Source organism: Aquimarina longa SW024, assembly GCF_001401755.1.
Classification (GTDB): Bacteria; Bacteroidota; Bacteroidia; order Flavobacteriales; family Flavobacteriaceae; genus Aquimarina; species Aquimarina longa.
The window spans coordinates 38,672-54,389 of sequence record NZ_AVQK01000030.1 but is presented as its reverse complement, the minus strand read 5'-3'; the positions used below and the strand labels follow the sequence as shown (position 1 = coordinate 54,389).

Here is a 15,718-nt window from a genome sequence, read left to right as displayed (position 1 = left end):
TTATGCCATAATAATCATATTCTTATTAAAATAATCTTCCTTATCTGAAGTATATATCTTATTTTGGATTATTCAATATAATTAATGCTGCTATCACTCCAGGAATCCAACCGCAAATCGTTAATAAAAAAACTATTAAAACAGATCCACAACCCTTATCTAATATTGCTAATGGTGGAAAAAAAATAGCTAATAAAACTCTCCAAATACTCATATATGTTCTTTAATAAAATTAAAAATTATACTTATATGTAGGTAATAATTTTATTATGTTACACTATTCTCTTAAAATTATTTTCTATATTTCTAGCCAGTTTTTATAAATTTATGAAACCATCATCTTTTATCATCTACTTCATTTTGTTGATACTTCCCAAAATATTACTTGCACAATATGAGTTTTCGGGATATGCTGATAACAAAAATTGGTCTGGAGATATCTACTTATCTTTAATTGAAGATTACAGACAACTATCGGGTATATATCCAGAGCAAATTATTCAAAAAACGGTCAGTGATTCTACTGGATATTTTAGCTTTTCTGGTGATAACCTCCCTCTACAGAATCATATGTATAGAATTCATACAGAAGGCTGTTCTGGGCAGACAGAAAAGCAGATTCATTTTAATGGGGTTTGCCCTGATAGTAAAGAAATCTTATTTATTGCTACTAACACTGATACAATTACATTACCTTTTTCTTTTGATAATGAGATGTTTTGTACCATCATTTCTACTAATGAAAAAAGTAATGCTTTTATCAAAGTGGATTCTATTATTGATGAAATGCGTTTTGCTTTTGCCTCTTATAGAAGCACAACTAATCGTAAGATCAATACAAAAAAATGGGTTACTACTTTACAACAATTTGCAATACATCAAAACGAACCACTCATAGAGCTGTATGTACATACATTCTTATCCGATAAAGCGAATAATTTATACCCCTACTACCTAGAGGATTTGCAAAAAAACACTTATTATAATCAACTCTTAAAACGATTACAAGAAAGATATCCCAATAGTACATATACCAATCAATATGAAGCAGAATTAGCTTCTGATAAATTCCTAATCAATTCTAAAGTTACTTCGTCAAAAACAATCTGGTTATGGATTGTTATATTGCTATTGATTTGCTCTATTGTTTTAAACATTTTTCAATATCAAAAACGCCTTAAAAACAAAAATCTACTTCGTAAAACTATAGAAAAAAGTCTTACTCAACAAGAACAAAAAGTATTAGATCTTATTCTAGAAGATAAAACTAATAAAGAGATTGCTTCCATCATGTTTGTAAGTATTAGCACTATAAAAACGCACATTAATAATTTGTACAAAAAACTAAATGTACGCTCACGAGTCGAAGTTAAATCATTATATATCAAACAGTAACTAAAAATCCACCTAGGGTCTAGTCCTCTTTTCAAACCCTATAACATTGATTTTATTCACTTATATTTTGATTTTTGGAAGAGATAATCAAAATTATAAAAACATGAAAAAATCAATTTTATTTTTAGCTAGTGTATGTATGATAACTATGGTTTCTTGTGCTGATAACACTCCTAAAAAAGCAAGTGCAGAAAATCTAAAAAGCACTACTGAACACAATATTAATATTTCTAACTATGCAGTGATGAAGTTTACAGAAACTAATCATGATTTTGGAACTATTAACGAAGGGGATATCGTAAACCATAAGTTTACTTTTACCAATACTGGAGAAGTACCTTTAGTTATTCTTAATGCTAAAGGTAGCTGTGGATGTACTGTTTCTAAATGGTCTAAAGAGCCTATTGCTCCAGGAGCTACTGGTGAACTTTTAGTTTCATTTAATTCTAATGGTAAACCTAACCTACAGAACAAGCAAGTAACCATCACTGCTAATACTGAAAAAGGTAAGGAAATACTTAAAATTAAAGCTATGGTTACTCCCAAAACTAAAACAACAAGTGGTATACCTGTAAGTAAATAAATCTTCATTATTTAAAAAAACGATCTTCTCTAATCATGGAGAAGATCGTATCTACATTTCTTTTTAAAAAAAACTTAATTATGAAAACAATCATCTGTTTTATCATAACAATAATTTTATCTATATATACTCTCTTTTCACAATCCTTTAATCATGAAAACAACACAAAAGAAGCCTCTCCTATTCTTCTTGGAAAAATCAATAAAGAAGGTTTAACACAAGGCTCATATAATAATTGGTTTACAAGTAACTATGAACAATATACTCCTAAACAGGGTAGTATCGATTCTTTAAAAGCTCATTTATCAGAATACACCATTACACTCTTTATGGGTACTTGGTGTGGAGATAGTAAACGCGAGGTTCCTAGACTATATAAAATATTAGATAGTAGCAATTTCTCTCTAGATCGTCTAACTACTATTGCTGTAGATCGAAGTAAGGAAGCTTACAAGCAAAGTCCTGGAGGTGAGCATGAAGGTTTAAATATACATAGGGTACCTAGTATACTCTTTTATAAGAATGGAAAAGAAGTAAATCGTATTGTAGAGTCTCCAAAAAAGACCTTAGAAGAAGACATACTTGCTATTTTTTCTAAAAACTATACTCCTAATTATACATCCGTAATTTTTATGGATAATATTCTTTCTACAAAAGGAGCTTCATATGTATCCAAAAATGCTAAGAAAATAGTACGACAATTACACAATCAAACAGAAAACAAGTATGAACTAAATACATATGCTAATGTGCTTTTTTATGCTCATAAAATAGAAGAAGCTATAACCGTATTAAGTATAAACACATTATTATTCTCTAAAGATGCGACTACTTATATAAATCTTGCAGATAAATACCTATATAATAAGGATACTATAAATGCAATTAAATATTATAAAAAATCATTAGAGTATGCTGATACCGCAGAAATACAAAATAAGATTAATGAATTAAGTATGCTACCCGATCTAGAATAAAAGTTTTTTATGCAGACCTTTCTTTAAATTCTTCAAATAGGCTACTTTTGTGCCTTTAAAATGACGAATCCATGCAATTATCAGAACAAGAACTTGTAAGAAGAGAGAAATTAAGCGCTTTGCGTAATCTAGGTATTGATCCTTATCCGGCTGCCTTATACCCAGTAAGCCATACTTCTAAACATATAAAGAATGATTTTGAAGAAAACAAGAAGGTTGTTATTGCTGGTAGGTTAATGTCTAGAAGAATACAAGGTAAAGCCTCTTTTGCAGAATTACAAGATGCCGATGGTCGTATACAAGTTTATTTTAATAGAGATGAAATCTGTACAGGAGAGGATAAGACAGCATATAATGAGGTATATAAAAAATTACTAGATATTGGTGATTTTATAGGTGTCAAAGGAGAGCTTTTTACAACTCAGGTTGGTGAAAAAACTGTATTAGTAAAAGAGTTTACAGTATTGAGTAAATCTTTAAAACCATTACCATTACCAAAAGAAAAGGATGGCGTAGTCTATGATGAGTTTAATGATCCAGAATTACGATACCGCCAACGTTATGCCGATCTAGTAGTAAATCCACATGTAAAAGATGTATTCGTTAAACGTACTAAACTATTTAGTGCTATGCGTCAGTTTTTTAATGATTCAGGATATTTTGAGGTAGAGACACCAATCCTACAATCAATTCCTGGAGGTGCTGCTGCAAGACCGTTTATGACACACCATAATGCATTAGATATTCCTTTATATATGCGTATTGCTAATGAGTTATATCTAAAACGACTAATTGTTGGTGGTTTTGATGGGGTATATGAGTTTTCAAAAAATTTCCGTAATGAAGGGATGGATCGTACTCATAATCCTGAGTTTACAGCTATGGAGATTTATGTAGCCTATAAAGACTACAATTGGATGATGGAGTTTACAGAGAAATTATTAGAACATTGTGCTCTAGCAGTAAATGGAACTACAAAAGCTACTTTTGGAGAACATAATGTAGATTTCAAGGCACCATATGCTCGTATCACGATGGCTGATTCTATACAACACTTTACAGGTTTTGATATTAATGAAAAAACTGAAGATCAGATAAGAGAAGCTGCTAAAGGAATGGGGATCGAAGTAGATGATACTATGGGAAAAGGAAAATTAATTGATGAGATTTTTGGTGAAAAATGCGAAGGCAATTATATCCAACCTACTTTTATTACTGATTACCCAAAAGAAATGTCTCCTTTATGCAAACAACACAGAGATAATCCTGAGTTAACAGAACGTTTTGAGCTTATGGTGTGCGGTAAAGAAATTGCTAATGCATATTCTGAGTTAAACGATCCTATTGATCAAAGAGAACGTTTTGAAGCGCAATTAAAATTAGCAGAACGAGGAGATGATGAGGCTGGAGAATTTATTGATTATGATTTTTTACGTGCTCTAGAGTATGGTATGCCTCCTACTTCTGGATTAGGAATAGGTATGGATAGACTTATTATGTTCTTAACCAATAATCAATCAATCCAAGAGGTATTATTCTTTCCACAGATGAGACCAGAAAAAAAGCAAGTAGAACTTAATGATAATGAAAAAGCAATTTTTGAGATTCTTAAAAAAGAAAAAAGTATGGCACTTGCAGATCTAAAAAGTGCTACTGGATTAAGTAACAAAGCCTGGGATAAAGGAATGAAAGGGCTTTCTAAATTAGGGTTAACAAAAGTTACTAAGACTGAAGACAGCCTTCTTGTAGAGGTTACAGAATAATTCTTACATCCACATAATATCTATAAAAACGCAGCTAATATAGCTGCGTTTTTGCATGAGTGATGCTTAACATTTATTTAACTATATTTGCGCCAAATCAAAAACCCCTATTTTTTATGAAAAAACTGCTACTATTACAATTAGCATTATTATTTTGTACACTATCATCTGCACAAAGTACTGATTTAGACAAAGAGACTTTTACTGTTTCTTATGTAAAACTTCCATCAAAACCGATCTTAGATAATACAAAAAGAACCTATTCTACTAATAGTAGTAGTATTAGAATTTCGGGTTTTTCTAAAGTAAAATCTCCAGGAACATTAGATATTACTTATAAATATAATGGATCTAGATCTAGTGAAGTTAATATAGAAAAGATTACTCACGAGAAGAAAGATGACGATGGAAAAGTGATATCAACATGGTATACTTATAAAGCAAAATCTTCTATATCATCATCTGCATCTATACATATTATCAATGCTGATAATGGACAAAGTTTTGATAAAAGTTTTAAAAGCTCTAGTGCCTATCAGAGTAAAGAATTTAATAGTTATTACAAAGCAGAGAGCCATTATAAAAACAATAAATATGATATCAAAAATAACTATAGTTCTCAGCACAAAAGCGATATTAGAAACAATATAAAATCATATTTAAATAAAAGATACGGATATGTACCTTTTACAACTTCTTATGAGTACTTATGGATTCTTGGTTCTAAAAAACATCCTGAATATCAGAAACATCATGAAGCTTACAATAAACTAAAAGTAGCTTTTGAAAAAATGAAGTATGATCAACCAATAGATGAAATCAAAAAAGAAGTAATGCCTATTATAGAATACTTTAATAGTATAATACCTAACTATGAAGGTACTAAGCGCAAAATGAGAAAAGTAAAATATGCTAGTTACTATAATATCGCTAATATCTATTTTTATTTAGACATGCCTGAAAAAGTAAAAGAGTATGCTCTAAAATTAATTGAAAATAATTATGATAAGTCTGATGGTAAAAACTTTATTCGTTATGCAGATAGATTAAGTAAATCTTTAGCAATTAATAAAACCAAAACTAGGCATATGCAAGTTCTTACTGAGGATATTAGTAATATCCCTGATGAAGAAGAAGAAAAAGAAGAAAAAAAACCATCTGAAGATATTGAAGTAAATAAAGCATACCTAATAACTAAAGCAAATGATACAATCCTAGTAGATATCAAAACAAGTGATATTGCTAATATAGCATATAGTCTAAAAACTGTAGAGTATGATACTAATGGTACGCTTGTTGGAACCCGATCCAGAAGTGCCAAAAAATGTAAAGAACTTCTTTTTGTAGATGGATTACATTATAAAAATATTAGATTCAAAGAATCTTCTATTAAATCCGGAGCTCTAGATGTTGCACAAGCATTAGAAGGGGCTACTGACAAACTTTGTAAAGTACTATATGAGTCTGATAAAATTAATCTATACTTATTTAATAAAAGTGAGTTAGTTATGCTGCCTAAAGGAAGTGATAAAGGTAAATCTACACAGTCAACAGGTTTTGTTTTTGGTTTCAAAAAGAATCTTACCAAATTTGCAGAAGGTTGCCCTTCGGTACTAGAAAAGGTGAGTAACAAAGAGTATAAAAATAATCAAGATAGTTTACTCTCTTTCTGTAAGGAGTTAGCAAAATGTGCTGCTGAATAATAATCTATTATATAGCATTCATATAGCTTATATACATATAAAAAAACGCGACCAATTATAATGGTCGCGTTTTTACCCTTAAACAATTCTAACTATACGAGACTGTATTTCTTACAGTTTCGGTATAACCTTCTTGGGCAATGGTATCAATTACATTCCATTGCGCCTCGGCAGCACCTGCCGTAAATATTACTTTTAGATATCCTCTATTAGAAGCATCTGTATATGTTAAATCATCTATCAATAGTTGTAACGATTGTTCAAAACCTGCTACTGCCTGTGGTTCTAAACCTACATATTGTTCTAATCCAGGAGAGCTTACTGAAGAGGTAGCAAACTCTACTCCTACTTCTTCTCCTTTTAGATTTTTTAAAGTACTATGCCAAGCATTATGAGTATCGCCTGCAAGACATACAATCTTCTTACCTTTTAATGCTCCAAAAAGTTGTTCTCGCTCTACAAAATACCCATCCCAAGCATCGAGATTATAAGGCACCACTGTTTTTACTCTAGTCATTTCTGTTGCTGTTAGTGTAGTATCTCCTGCAAGTAGTCTTCCTTTTATTGTGGTCAGCTCTGTTAATGTTGTTTTAAAAGCAGTAGCCGTTTTTTCAGAAAGTGTTCCTTTAGCACTAATTTCTGCAACAATGGTTCCTAAAAGAATTAATAGCTCTGCTGGCATAAACATTTTACCCATCAATACTTGTTGACCGAGTACTTGCCAAGAAGCTCCACTTCCAGAAACTGCTCCTGACAACCAATTTAATTGATCTGATCCAAGTAAACTCCTATTAGGATCTTGTAAAGATGCCTGAAAAGCAACAGCATCTAATTGCCCTGTACTAGGATTTAAAAAATCATTATATGACAATTGCTTATCTCTACCTATAATTCTAGTATCTAACATATGGAGGCTAAGTATTGACCCAAAATCAAAAGACCTGTATATCTTAGCAGGATCTGCTGATTTGATAGGTAAAAACTCACTATATACTTGTATTGCTATCTGCTTTCTTGTCTCATAAGACCCCTCGCTAGATTGATGATTGTCTGCACCGTCTTTATAAGCATCATTAGATATCTCATGATCATCCCATACACATATAAACGGTTTTTTCTGATGTGCTAATTGTAATTGCTCATCTCTTCTATATTGTTTATATCTATTTCGGTAATCTTCTAATGTTACGATTTCGTGCTTAGGACTATGTACTCTATCTAAGGCTACTGTATTTTCATTTGTTCCATACTCCCCTTCTCCATATTCATAGATATAATCTCCGAGATGTATGATCACATCCGCATCAGACTTAGCCATAGCCCCATATACATTAAATAATCCTGCTGCATAATTAGCGCATGAGCATACCGCTAGCTTTACATCAGTGACAGTATCCCCTATTTTTGGCAAAGTAATGGTCTCCCCTATGACTGATACTTTTTTTGTTTCTAAATCAAAAAATCTGTAATAAAATTTGCTATTAGATTCTAAATCCTGAACATTAATAGCAACTGTATAATCTCTACTAGAAGATGTTAAAAATTTACCACTTCGGACTACATTCTTAAAACTTTTATCACTAGCTATTTGCCAACTCACACTACTATTATCTTGTTTATTAAGATCACTACTAGGTGTATACCTTGTCCAAATAATAACACTAGAACTTGTAGGATCAAAACTTGCTACACCTTCTAAAAAATTACCTTTGGTCAAACTAGGTATCTCATCTATTAGCTTATCATCATCATTACAACTTATGTATATTGGCGCCAACATTAATCCTCCTGTTGCTAAAAGTGACTTTTCAAAAAATTTTCTTCTATTCATTACATGATTTTTAAGATGTAACAAAAGTATTTTTTGTTTTAAAAGTAAATGTTATGCATGCATTAAAAAAACCTTACTATTCGTATGCTAAAACCACCATAAAAATCAGTAATACTGAAGCTAATACTGCTAAAACTCACAAAACATTGAATTTTTATAAGAATCTAGTATATTTGAATATCTAAAATATAAACCTATGCCTTTCATAACCGACGAAGAATTACAAAACTATAAAGACCAAATAGAAAATGCTGAAGAAGCTAAACGTACAGCAGATTATACTCGTAGCAAAGCTGTAAAAGATGAGCAAGAAAAATCTCAGAAATTTAAAATCGCTACCATTATATTAGGTATTATAGCATTATTAGGAGTTGCAGGAACTGTGTATTTTATGAGTTTTAATACTCCCGAAAACATGGTTACTCGGAAAAAACACAAATCTGAGATTACCAAACGAGATACTAAAATTGCTACGTTAGAAGAAACAGTTCAGAATCTTTCTATGAATCAAGAAGTAGATGGTACTCATACTGGATCATCTGGTTCTATTGCTGGTCAGGTAATATATGCGGTACAAATTGGAGCTTTTGAAAGTAAAGACCTCTCATTATATTCTAAAAATTTTGTCAATTTTAAAGAAATTAAAAGTGAAGGATATAATAAATATGCTTTAGGAAATTTTAAAAAACTAGATGAAGCAAAGGTTTTTCGTAGAGAATTAGTACGGTTAGGTTTTAAAAGTGCTTTTATAGCCTCTTATAAAAATGGAAGTCGTCTAAAAATTGAAGAAGCATGGTAATGGAGTCTCGCTTCCTTCACTATATACCCTTTAGGTAAATCAGCTTGCGACTTACTAATTTCTGTACATAAGGAACTTGTACCCTATAGATTAATTATTTAACTTCAGTAAATAAAAGATGCCCATGCTGGGCATACACACTATGTAAACACAATGCTTTTTTAGAGAAATTGGAGAAGAGAATAAAAATTAAACCTCTCTTCTAATTATCTAAGTAGCATATTAAAAATAATTAGCGGACAAAGCTCTCAACAACACATTCAGAATAAGTTAATTGAAAAAGCCAAAGAGAAAATTTCAAGTATTTTTTCGAGTTATAGGCAATAGCAGATAAAATGCATCACCTTATTGGCTTGTTGTATGCCTAGAGTATTAATTTTTCTAAGCCTTATAAACTGAGTAAGCGTACCAAAAAGAGGTTCGACTGTACTTTGGGGTTGCTAGCTTTTTTACTCAATCCATTTTCTAAATTCGCTTGTTGCAGATGCGCTTGTAATTAAATGTTGTTTGTAGTTTTTGATTGAAATTGCTAATCTGTCTCCAAAGTAAGGCTCAATTTTTTCGATGAAATTAATATTTACAATTTCACCACGATTAATTTGAAAAAACTCTTTTGGGTTTAACTCTTTTATTAAATCGGATAACTTGTAGCGAAACTCATTTTCTTTTCCGCTTTCATCAATCGCAATACATTTTCCTGAATTAGATAAAATTGCTCCTGTATTTTTGGTGCTTACAATTTTTATTTCTGTTTTGGTTTTTACAATGATCCGTTCTTTGTAATTGTTGTTTAATCCATGAATGGTTTCTGATATTTTCTTCCAATTTATCTCTTTGTTCTGTAGGCTTTCAAACTTTTCCATTGCTTTACTAAACTTGGTATAGCTGATGGGTTTTAGTAAATAAGCTATTCCGTTTACATCAAAAGCATCTTGGTAAAAGGTGTTATAGGCGGTTGTAAAAATAATTGGAGATTTTATAATATTCGTTTTCAATAGAGAAAACACATTTCCGTCTAACAACTCAATATCAGAAAATACCAAATCTACTTGTTCATTGTTTTGATACCATTTTTCTACTTCTTCTTTGCTTTGTAATGAAGTTACAATTTCGATGTTGTCGTTATATCGAAGGATATGATCCGTAATGATTTCGATGTTTATGGCTTCGTCTTCTATAATTAGTACTTTCATATTTCTGAAATTAAAGGGATTTCAACAATAAATTCAGTATTCGTTTCTGTAAAAATAACATCTTTGTTAAAATTGAGTTGATATTGACGTTTGAGATAATCGTTTCCCGTTCCTGTTCCGAGCGTAAAATCTACTTTATTAAGCTTATTTTTTATCACAATGGTATTCTCTTTCAATGAAAGCGAAATCAATAACGGATTTTCTTCACTCCCTTTATTATGCTTTATCGCATTTTCTACACACAACTGTAACGAACACGGAATGATAAAACCATCTGTATTTTCGATACTATTTTTAATCTGATACGTATTTCCAAAGCGTTTTTCCATTAAATTCATATAGCTAATTAAAAATGACAGTTCATCTTTTAACTCCACCATTTGTTTTTTTCCGTGCTTTAAATAGTAGCGGTATACATCCGAAAAGTCATCGATAAAACCTTCTATCTGTTCTGGTTTTTTTCTTGCTAATCCTGATAAAACACTCAAATTATTGAATAAAAAATGAGGTTCTAAATTCTTTTGTAGCATTTGCGATTGTAACGTTGCTTTTTCTTTTTCGGTTTGCTCTAATTCTAATGTGGTTTTTTGGGATTGTCTGAAATATAAAAATGCAGAAGTAAGCGCAAAAATATCAACAAGTATAAAAGCAACTGACATCGTGTTCATAAATCTAATCATAAAATCATATTCATTATTGTTCATTATAATACCTAAAAGAACATAATCAATAATAACACCAGCGATAACAAATAATAAAAAAGACAAAATATAAACCTTTACAAATTTTAGAATTGTATTTGTCGTGTCTATTCTATTAATGACTTTCCAAGAAGCTAATACTGATATTACCGAAACTGCAGAGAATAGAAAAACAGAAACGTGGTCGAAATAGTCATAAAAATCAATATCACTTTTAGTTCGTACGTTATGTAAAAGATAAATTTTACCAGCATTCCCTAGTAACAATAGTGCAGTTACTATTAAAACTTGTTTTAGATTTATTTTTTTATTGAAGACCTTCACTTCTTTATAATTTTAGATGTACAAAATACATTTTTAGTTTAAAACAAGGCTGTTTAAAATCTCTAATTCTTTAAACAGCCATATTGTAGGTTGGTTATTTTTTTGCTCTGTTTTGTTCTTCTTCGTTTCCAGAATTACGTTTCTTAACTTTTATTTTTTTGTTACCAAAGCTATAGTTTAGACCAATCTTCACACTTCGGGTATCGAAATAATTATAGTATGTTTGGTCTATTCCGTTAGTTTTGGTGTTTACACTCGTTGCCTTACGTTTTAAAATATCGTTTACGGCTACTGTACAATTTAGTTTTTTGTCTAGTAACGAAAATTTTAATCCTAGGTCTAGACTCACCATTTCAGATATTGAAAAATACATCAATTTTTGTGGCGAAGCGTAAATAAGCGTGGTTTCTGCTTGTATTGTTTTTGCTTTGTTTAAATGGAATGTATTGCGGTTATACAATTGAAAATTCCATCCGCTTACTAATTCTGCGTCTAAATTAAATCCATCTTTGTATTGTGTGTCCATTTTTGATACCGTTGCTTGAGTTATTGTATTCCACCATTTTGTTGGATTGTATATAAAAGTTTCGGTTAACCCATAATTATAAGCTGTATAAAAATTGTCAAATGTTACTACTATTCTTTGTTGCGCTCCATCTTCTGCTTTAATAATATTGAAATATCCATTATCTACATAACTTACAAATGCTTTACTAATGAGTTTTCCTTTGTAAATGTGCTTTAATTCTAAATTCTCAGAAATTTGTGGTTTTAAAAACGGGTTTCCTTCTTGATACGAAATAGGGTTAATATAAAAACGAAACGGATTTAAACGCTCAAAACTAGGACGTTGAATTCTTCTACTATAACTTAAATTAAACATGTTTTTTCTACTAGGATTGTACCCTAAAAATACTGATGGAAATAGTTTGTTATATGAATTGGTATCGGTTTGATTGTTTGTTTCTGAAACTCCTTTTGTTCGAGTGTTTTCAAAACGAAGTCCGATTTTTGTTTGCCATTTTTTACCTAATGGTTTAGACAGATCTGCATATATTGCATTAATATTCTCAGAATACATAAACTCATTACTTTGGGTTGGGTCAAAAATTGGTGTACTTGTAGTAGTATTGTAAAATGCTACATCGCTATCTGTTTTTGTAATTGTGGTTTTAACTCCGTAAGAAAAATTACCCCACTTGCTTGGGTGTTCCATATCTATTCTTCCACTATAATTTTTAATGTTTTGATTGGTGCTATTTTCTGCTTCAAAATAACTTTGGTCTGTAATAAATTGTTCACTGCTAAAACCTCTATTAGAAGAATTATTGAAATTAAAGTAATCAACGTCAATAGATAATTTTCTACCAAGCGTATCTAATTGTTGAATGTAATGAGCATTTATTGAATGATTTTTGTTTTTCGTGTCTGCATTACCTTCATTAATTGTGTACGTTCCATTACCATCATTTATCAGTGTTCTTCCTCCATCTTTTATTCCTTTATTTTCAAACGAACCTGTGTATAAAACTCCTACAGTAGCATTATTTGTTAAATTGTAATCGAATCCTAACCTACCTGAAATCATGTTTTCTTTATTTTTCATATCAAGATTTGATACGGTTGAAGCTGATGGATAAACAATATCAAATTGATTAAACTGAGCTGTATGTCCTTTGGTTCCATTTAACGAAGCAATTAAACTTACTTTGTTTTTATTATAGTTAAATGTGTTTCCAAAGTTAAATAATGGATATGTTGCTTGCGTGTAAGACGTTCTTATTTGATTATTCCAGCTATTTTCTTTTGATTTTTTTAGAACAATATTAATAAGTCCACTATTGCCTTCAGCATCGTATTTTGAGGGTGGTGTGGTAATAACTTCAATATTTTTAATATCATCGGATGCGATAGTATTCAAATAAGCATTTAATTCATTGCCTGATAATTGTATAATTCTATCATTAACTAGTACTCGTACAGTTCCTTTTCCTACAATGGCTAACTTGTCAGTATCTACATTTATACTTGGTGTAGCTTTTAGTGCATCAAGCGCGGTTCCACCAGTACCAGCAACTGTATTTTCTACGTTAAAAACTAATCTATCTACTTTTTGTTGAATGAGTTTTTTACGAGCAGTAATTACTACTTCTTGTAGTTGTTTTCCTTCTTCCTCTAAAATGATTGTTCCGATGATAGGTTCAATGGGATATATTTTTTTGGTGGTAAATCCAACAAAACTAATTTCTAAATATATGTCTTCTTTAATTGGATTGATAGAAAACGCACCATTTTCATCAGAAATTGTACCTGTAATTAGTGAATTATCCGTTTTGTCTTTTGCTACAATGTTAGCAAATGAAATAGGTAGGTTTTGTTTATCAATTATTTTTCCTGTAAAATTTTGTCCAAAACTAATTGAACAAATAAAAGTGAATAAAAGTGTTGCTATGGTTCTCATAATAATAGTGATTCAAAATTAATAACACTTCAAAAGTATTTTGAGAATGTAGTTTTTGAAATAACTATGCAATGAATTGAGGAAAAAATGAAATGAATTAGGGGAAATAAAAAAGACCTTCGACAATATTGCTAAAAATAAACTGTTAGCAGCTTACTTTTTTAACTCCTAGAATTATATTGATTGGACTATAGAAGGGCTTATTTGTATAGCAATGGCTTTGCCTATTTTGGTTCTATCTGTTTGCTTGGGTTCGTATCTCAGTTACAAATCGAATAATGGGAAATGGACCTTTTTAACTAAATAAACTATTGGACAATCAAACGGAAATGGGAGGAACAACTTAGTATGAACTTGATATTTTGTCACAACAATACTGGAAATCATCGTCTGATTTTGTCATTCACAGAATTCATAAATGAGTGCTTAATCATATCAAAAAGAGCACTAAAAACAAAGAATAATGCACCACAACAAGAGTAACTGTTGCACAAATCCATAATTTATTTAAAAAAATATTTTCAAGTCTCTTTATGGGGCTTTCTTTATTCTATATCATATGCTATTTCAAAGACCTTTATATCGAATCTAAAGAGTTTATAAAAAGGTTTTTTTTGGATTTAGCTAAATTGGAGGTTGCTACACCACTTTTTACTTTTTTATTGATATGGCTACTTAATAATTTTTGAACAAAATTTTTAAGCCACTTGTTTCACTTTTAAAAATTTGGTAAGCTTATTTAATAAGCTATAGGTAGTTTATGCTAAAAGAATAAAGTTAGACTAGTTATTCATAATTCCGCGGTTGCTTTTTTAAAATTAGAAGTTAGCAGCGAACTATTACCCTGCTGTTGACTATGGTTGTTATCTGTTAAAAATTTACTCCCACTTCAATAGACCATCCGATTTCTGATGAATACACCTTTGATGTTTGGAGTTTTTGGAAGAATTCTACTCCGATCACAATTCCGAATTCATGCCATGGAATAAACCTAAGTCCTTGTTTAAAATCGGCACCAATAAAAAAGTATCTATTTTTATCATTATTTATTCTAGTTGTCGATTCCATTCCTGGAGAAAGCCCAACTCCAACACCCAGATAAATACCTGGATACATCTTTAGATATCCATTCATACCAAAGCCTAATGCAAAGGTTTCGACTGATTTATAACCTAGTTTACCTAAGAGCTCTTTTCTAATTTTATTATGTCCATATGATAGTGTAAACGGTATGATTAGATCATCATCAATGTCTTCGAACCCTGTATATGTGACAGACCAATTTTCTCGATACTTACTAAACGATTTTTTGTAGGTAAGTAAGTTGACCCAATTGTCTTTAGAATCAGTTTCCAAAACAGGAATTTCATTATTCTTTTCCCAAAGCACCTTTTCTTGAGCAATCCCATTAAAGCTAAAGAAAAATAAGCCTAGGAGTAGTAGCAGTATCGTTTTAATCATTTTTTTTAGCGGTATAATGAAAGTCTATTTTTCTAAGCATAAAAATATCTAAACGAATGATAAGACTATTAGAAGTCAGTTTCTGTATATATAGTTTCAATGGATTCTTATCATCTTTATTTTCATGTAAATAGATGATTCCTTTTTTAGGGTTTAAGTTCCATTCTCCAAACTCTTTTACTCCTTCAAAAACTGTTGTAAAAGACATATCATTAGTAAATAAAAGATAATCTCCGGCATCTTTTTTTGGTGGAGAATAGTTCTTGGAGTTGATACTATATTTATTAAGTTTCCAGTGATTAACGACGTCTTTTTTATTGATTATTTGAGCATTAATACTTTGAAAAAAACCTAATAAAAGAAAGACGATGTATAAAATCGATTTTGATAGTATTGTTGTCATACCAATTATTTTTTTTACAAAAGTAGTATTGATATAAGCCTAGTTGTTTATCCTTTTTGGACAAAATGGTTTAAGGTAAAGTTGTCCAAAAAGGACAAGTAACTATCCTATAGATATATTAAAT

The 15,718-nt window shown here is 30.6% G+C and carries 13 protein-coding genes and 2 pseudogenes; 7 read left to right on the top strand and 8 right to left on the bottom strand.

All coding sequences use genetic code 11. The annotated features are described in order from the left end of the window. Positions 1-58: 58 nt before the first annotated feature. Positions 59-214: a YqaE/Pmp3 family membrane protein gene (locus tag N456_RS25525; protein ID WP_082422475.1), complete on the bottom strand. Its 156-nt coding sequence runs from the start codon at positions 212-214 to the stop codon at positions 59-61. 113 nt (positions 215-327) lie between these two features. Here N456_RS25525 and N456_RS07560 point away from each other — a divergent pair, with 113 nt between their 5' ends. The 5 genes from N456_RS07560 to N456_RS07540 all read left to right on the top strand — a co-directional run bounded on the left by N456_RS07560 (position 328) and on the right by N456_RS07540 (position 6,421). Beyond that, entirely contained in the window at positions 328-1,395 is a 1,068-nt protein-coding gene (locus tag N456_RS07560; RefSeq protein ID WP_062055536.1) for a response regulator transcription factor, read from the top strand. Between the two features lie 103 nt (positions 1,396-1,498). Continuing rightward, complete coding sequence (locus N456_RS07555; protein WP_062055534.1) at positions 1,499-1,978, top strand: DUF1573 domain-containing protein; 480 nt, start codon at positions 1,499-1,501, stop codon at positions 1,976-1,978. An 80-nt stretch (positions 1,979-2,058) separates the two neighbouring features. After that, positions 2,059-2,955 (top strand): hypothetical protein, encoded by an 897-nt coding sequence (locus N456_RS07550; RefSeq protein WP_148639232.1) that lies wholly within the window; start codon positions 2,059-2,061, stop codon positions 2,953-2,955. A 71-nt stretch (positions 2,956-3,026) separates the two neighbouring features. Further along, positions 3,027-4,718 carry a lysine--tRNA ligase gene (gene lysS, locus N456_RS07545; RefSeq protein WP_062055530.1) on the top strand — a complete coding sequence of 564 codons (1,692 nt, stop codon included), beginning with the start codon at positions 3,027-3,029 and terminating at the stop codon, positions 4,716-4,718. A gap of 116 nt (positions 4,719-4,834) precedes the next feature. Then, positions 4,835-6,421, top strand: a complete 1,587-nt coding sequence (locus tag N456_RS07540) for a hypothetical protein (protein ID WP_148639231.1) — start codon at positions 4,835-4,837, stop codon at positions 6,419-6,421. Between the two features lie 88 nt (positions 6,422-6,509). Here the strand turns inward: N456_RS07540 and N456_RS07535 are convergent, their stop codons facing one another. Continuing rightward, a complete protein-coding gene (locus tag N456_RS07535; protein ID WP_062055526.1) occupies positions 6,510-8,252 on the bottom strand; it encodes an alkaline phosphatase D family protein in 1,743 nt (580 codons plus the stop codon). 196 nt (positions 8,253-8,448) lie between these two features. On the opposite strand from N456_RS07535, the gene N456_RS07530 reads away from it, so the two are divergent. Next, positions 8,449-9,051: an SPOR domain-containing protein gene (locus N456_RS07530; RefSeq protein WP_062055524.1), complete on the top strand. Its 603-nt coding sequence runs from the start codon at positions 8,449-8,451 to the stop codon at positions 9,049-9,051. 189 nt (positions 9,052-9,240) lie between these two features. Next, positions 9,241-9,354 (top strand): annotated as a pseudogene (locus N456_RS25380) (AraC family transcriptional regulator); the annotation flags it as partial. Here N456_RS25380 and N456_RS25520 read toward each other — a convergent pair. From N456_RS25520 to N456_RS07505, 6 genes and pseudogenes are all read right to left on the bottom strand, one after another. Further along, positions 9,344-9,485 (bottom strand): annotated as a pseudogene (locus tag N456_RS25520) (transposase); the annotation flags it as partial. The pseudogenes N456_RS25380 and N456_RS25520 sit on opposite strands and share 11 nt — an antisense overlap. A gap of 15 nt (positions 9,486-9,500) precedes the next feature. Continuing rightward, entirely contained in the window at positions 9,501-10,244 is a 744-nt protein-coding gene (locus tag N456_RS07525) for a LytR/AlgR family response regulator transcription factor (RefSeq protein WP_062055522.1), read from the bottom strand. Continuing rightward, positions 10,241-11,269: a sensor histidine kinase gene (locus N456_RS07520; RefSeq protein ID WP_062055520.1), complete on the bottom strand. Its 1,029-nt coding sequence runs from the start codon at positions 11,267-11,269 to the stop codon at positions 10,241-10,243. The genes N456_RS07525 and N456_RS07520 overlap by 4 nt, the downstream gene beginning before the upstream one ends. A gap of 94 nt (positions 11,270-11,363) precedes the next feature. Continuing rightward, a complete protein-coding gene (locus N456_RS07515; RefSeq protein WP_062055518.1) occupies positions 11,364-13,730 on the bottom strand; it encodes an outer membrane beta-barrel family protein in 2,367 nt (788 codons plus the stop codon). Between the two features lie 870 nt (positions 13,731-14,600). Then, positions 14,601-15,191 carry a hypothetical protein gene (locus N456_RS07510; protein WP_062055516.1) on the bottom strand — a complete coding sequence of 197 codons (591 nt, stop codon included), beginning with the start codon at positions 15,189-15,191 and terminating at the stop codon, positions 14,601-14,603. Beyond that, positions 15,184-15,594 (bottom strand): hypothetical protein, encoded by a 411-nt coding sequence (locus N456_RS07505; RefSeq protein ID WP_062055514.1) that lies wholly within the window; start codon positions 15,592-15,594, stop codon positions 15,184-15,186. The genes N456_RS07510 and N456_RS07505 overlap by 8 nt, the downstream gene beginning before the upstream one ends. Positions 15,595-15,718 lie beyond the last annotated feature (124 nt).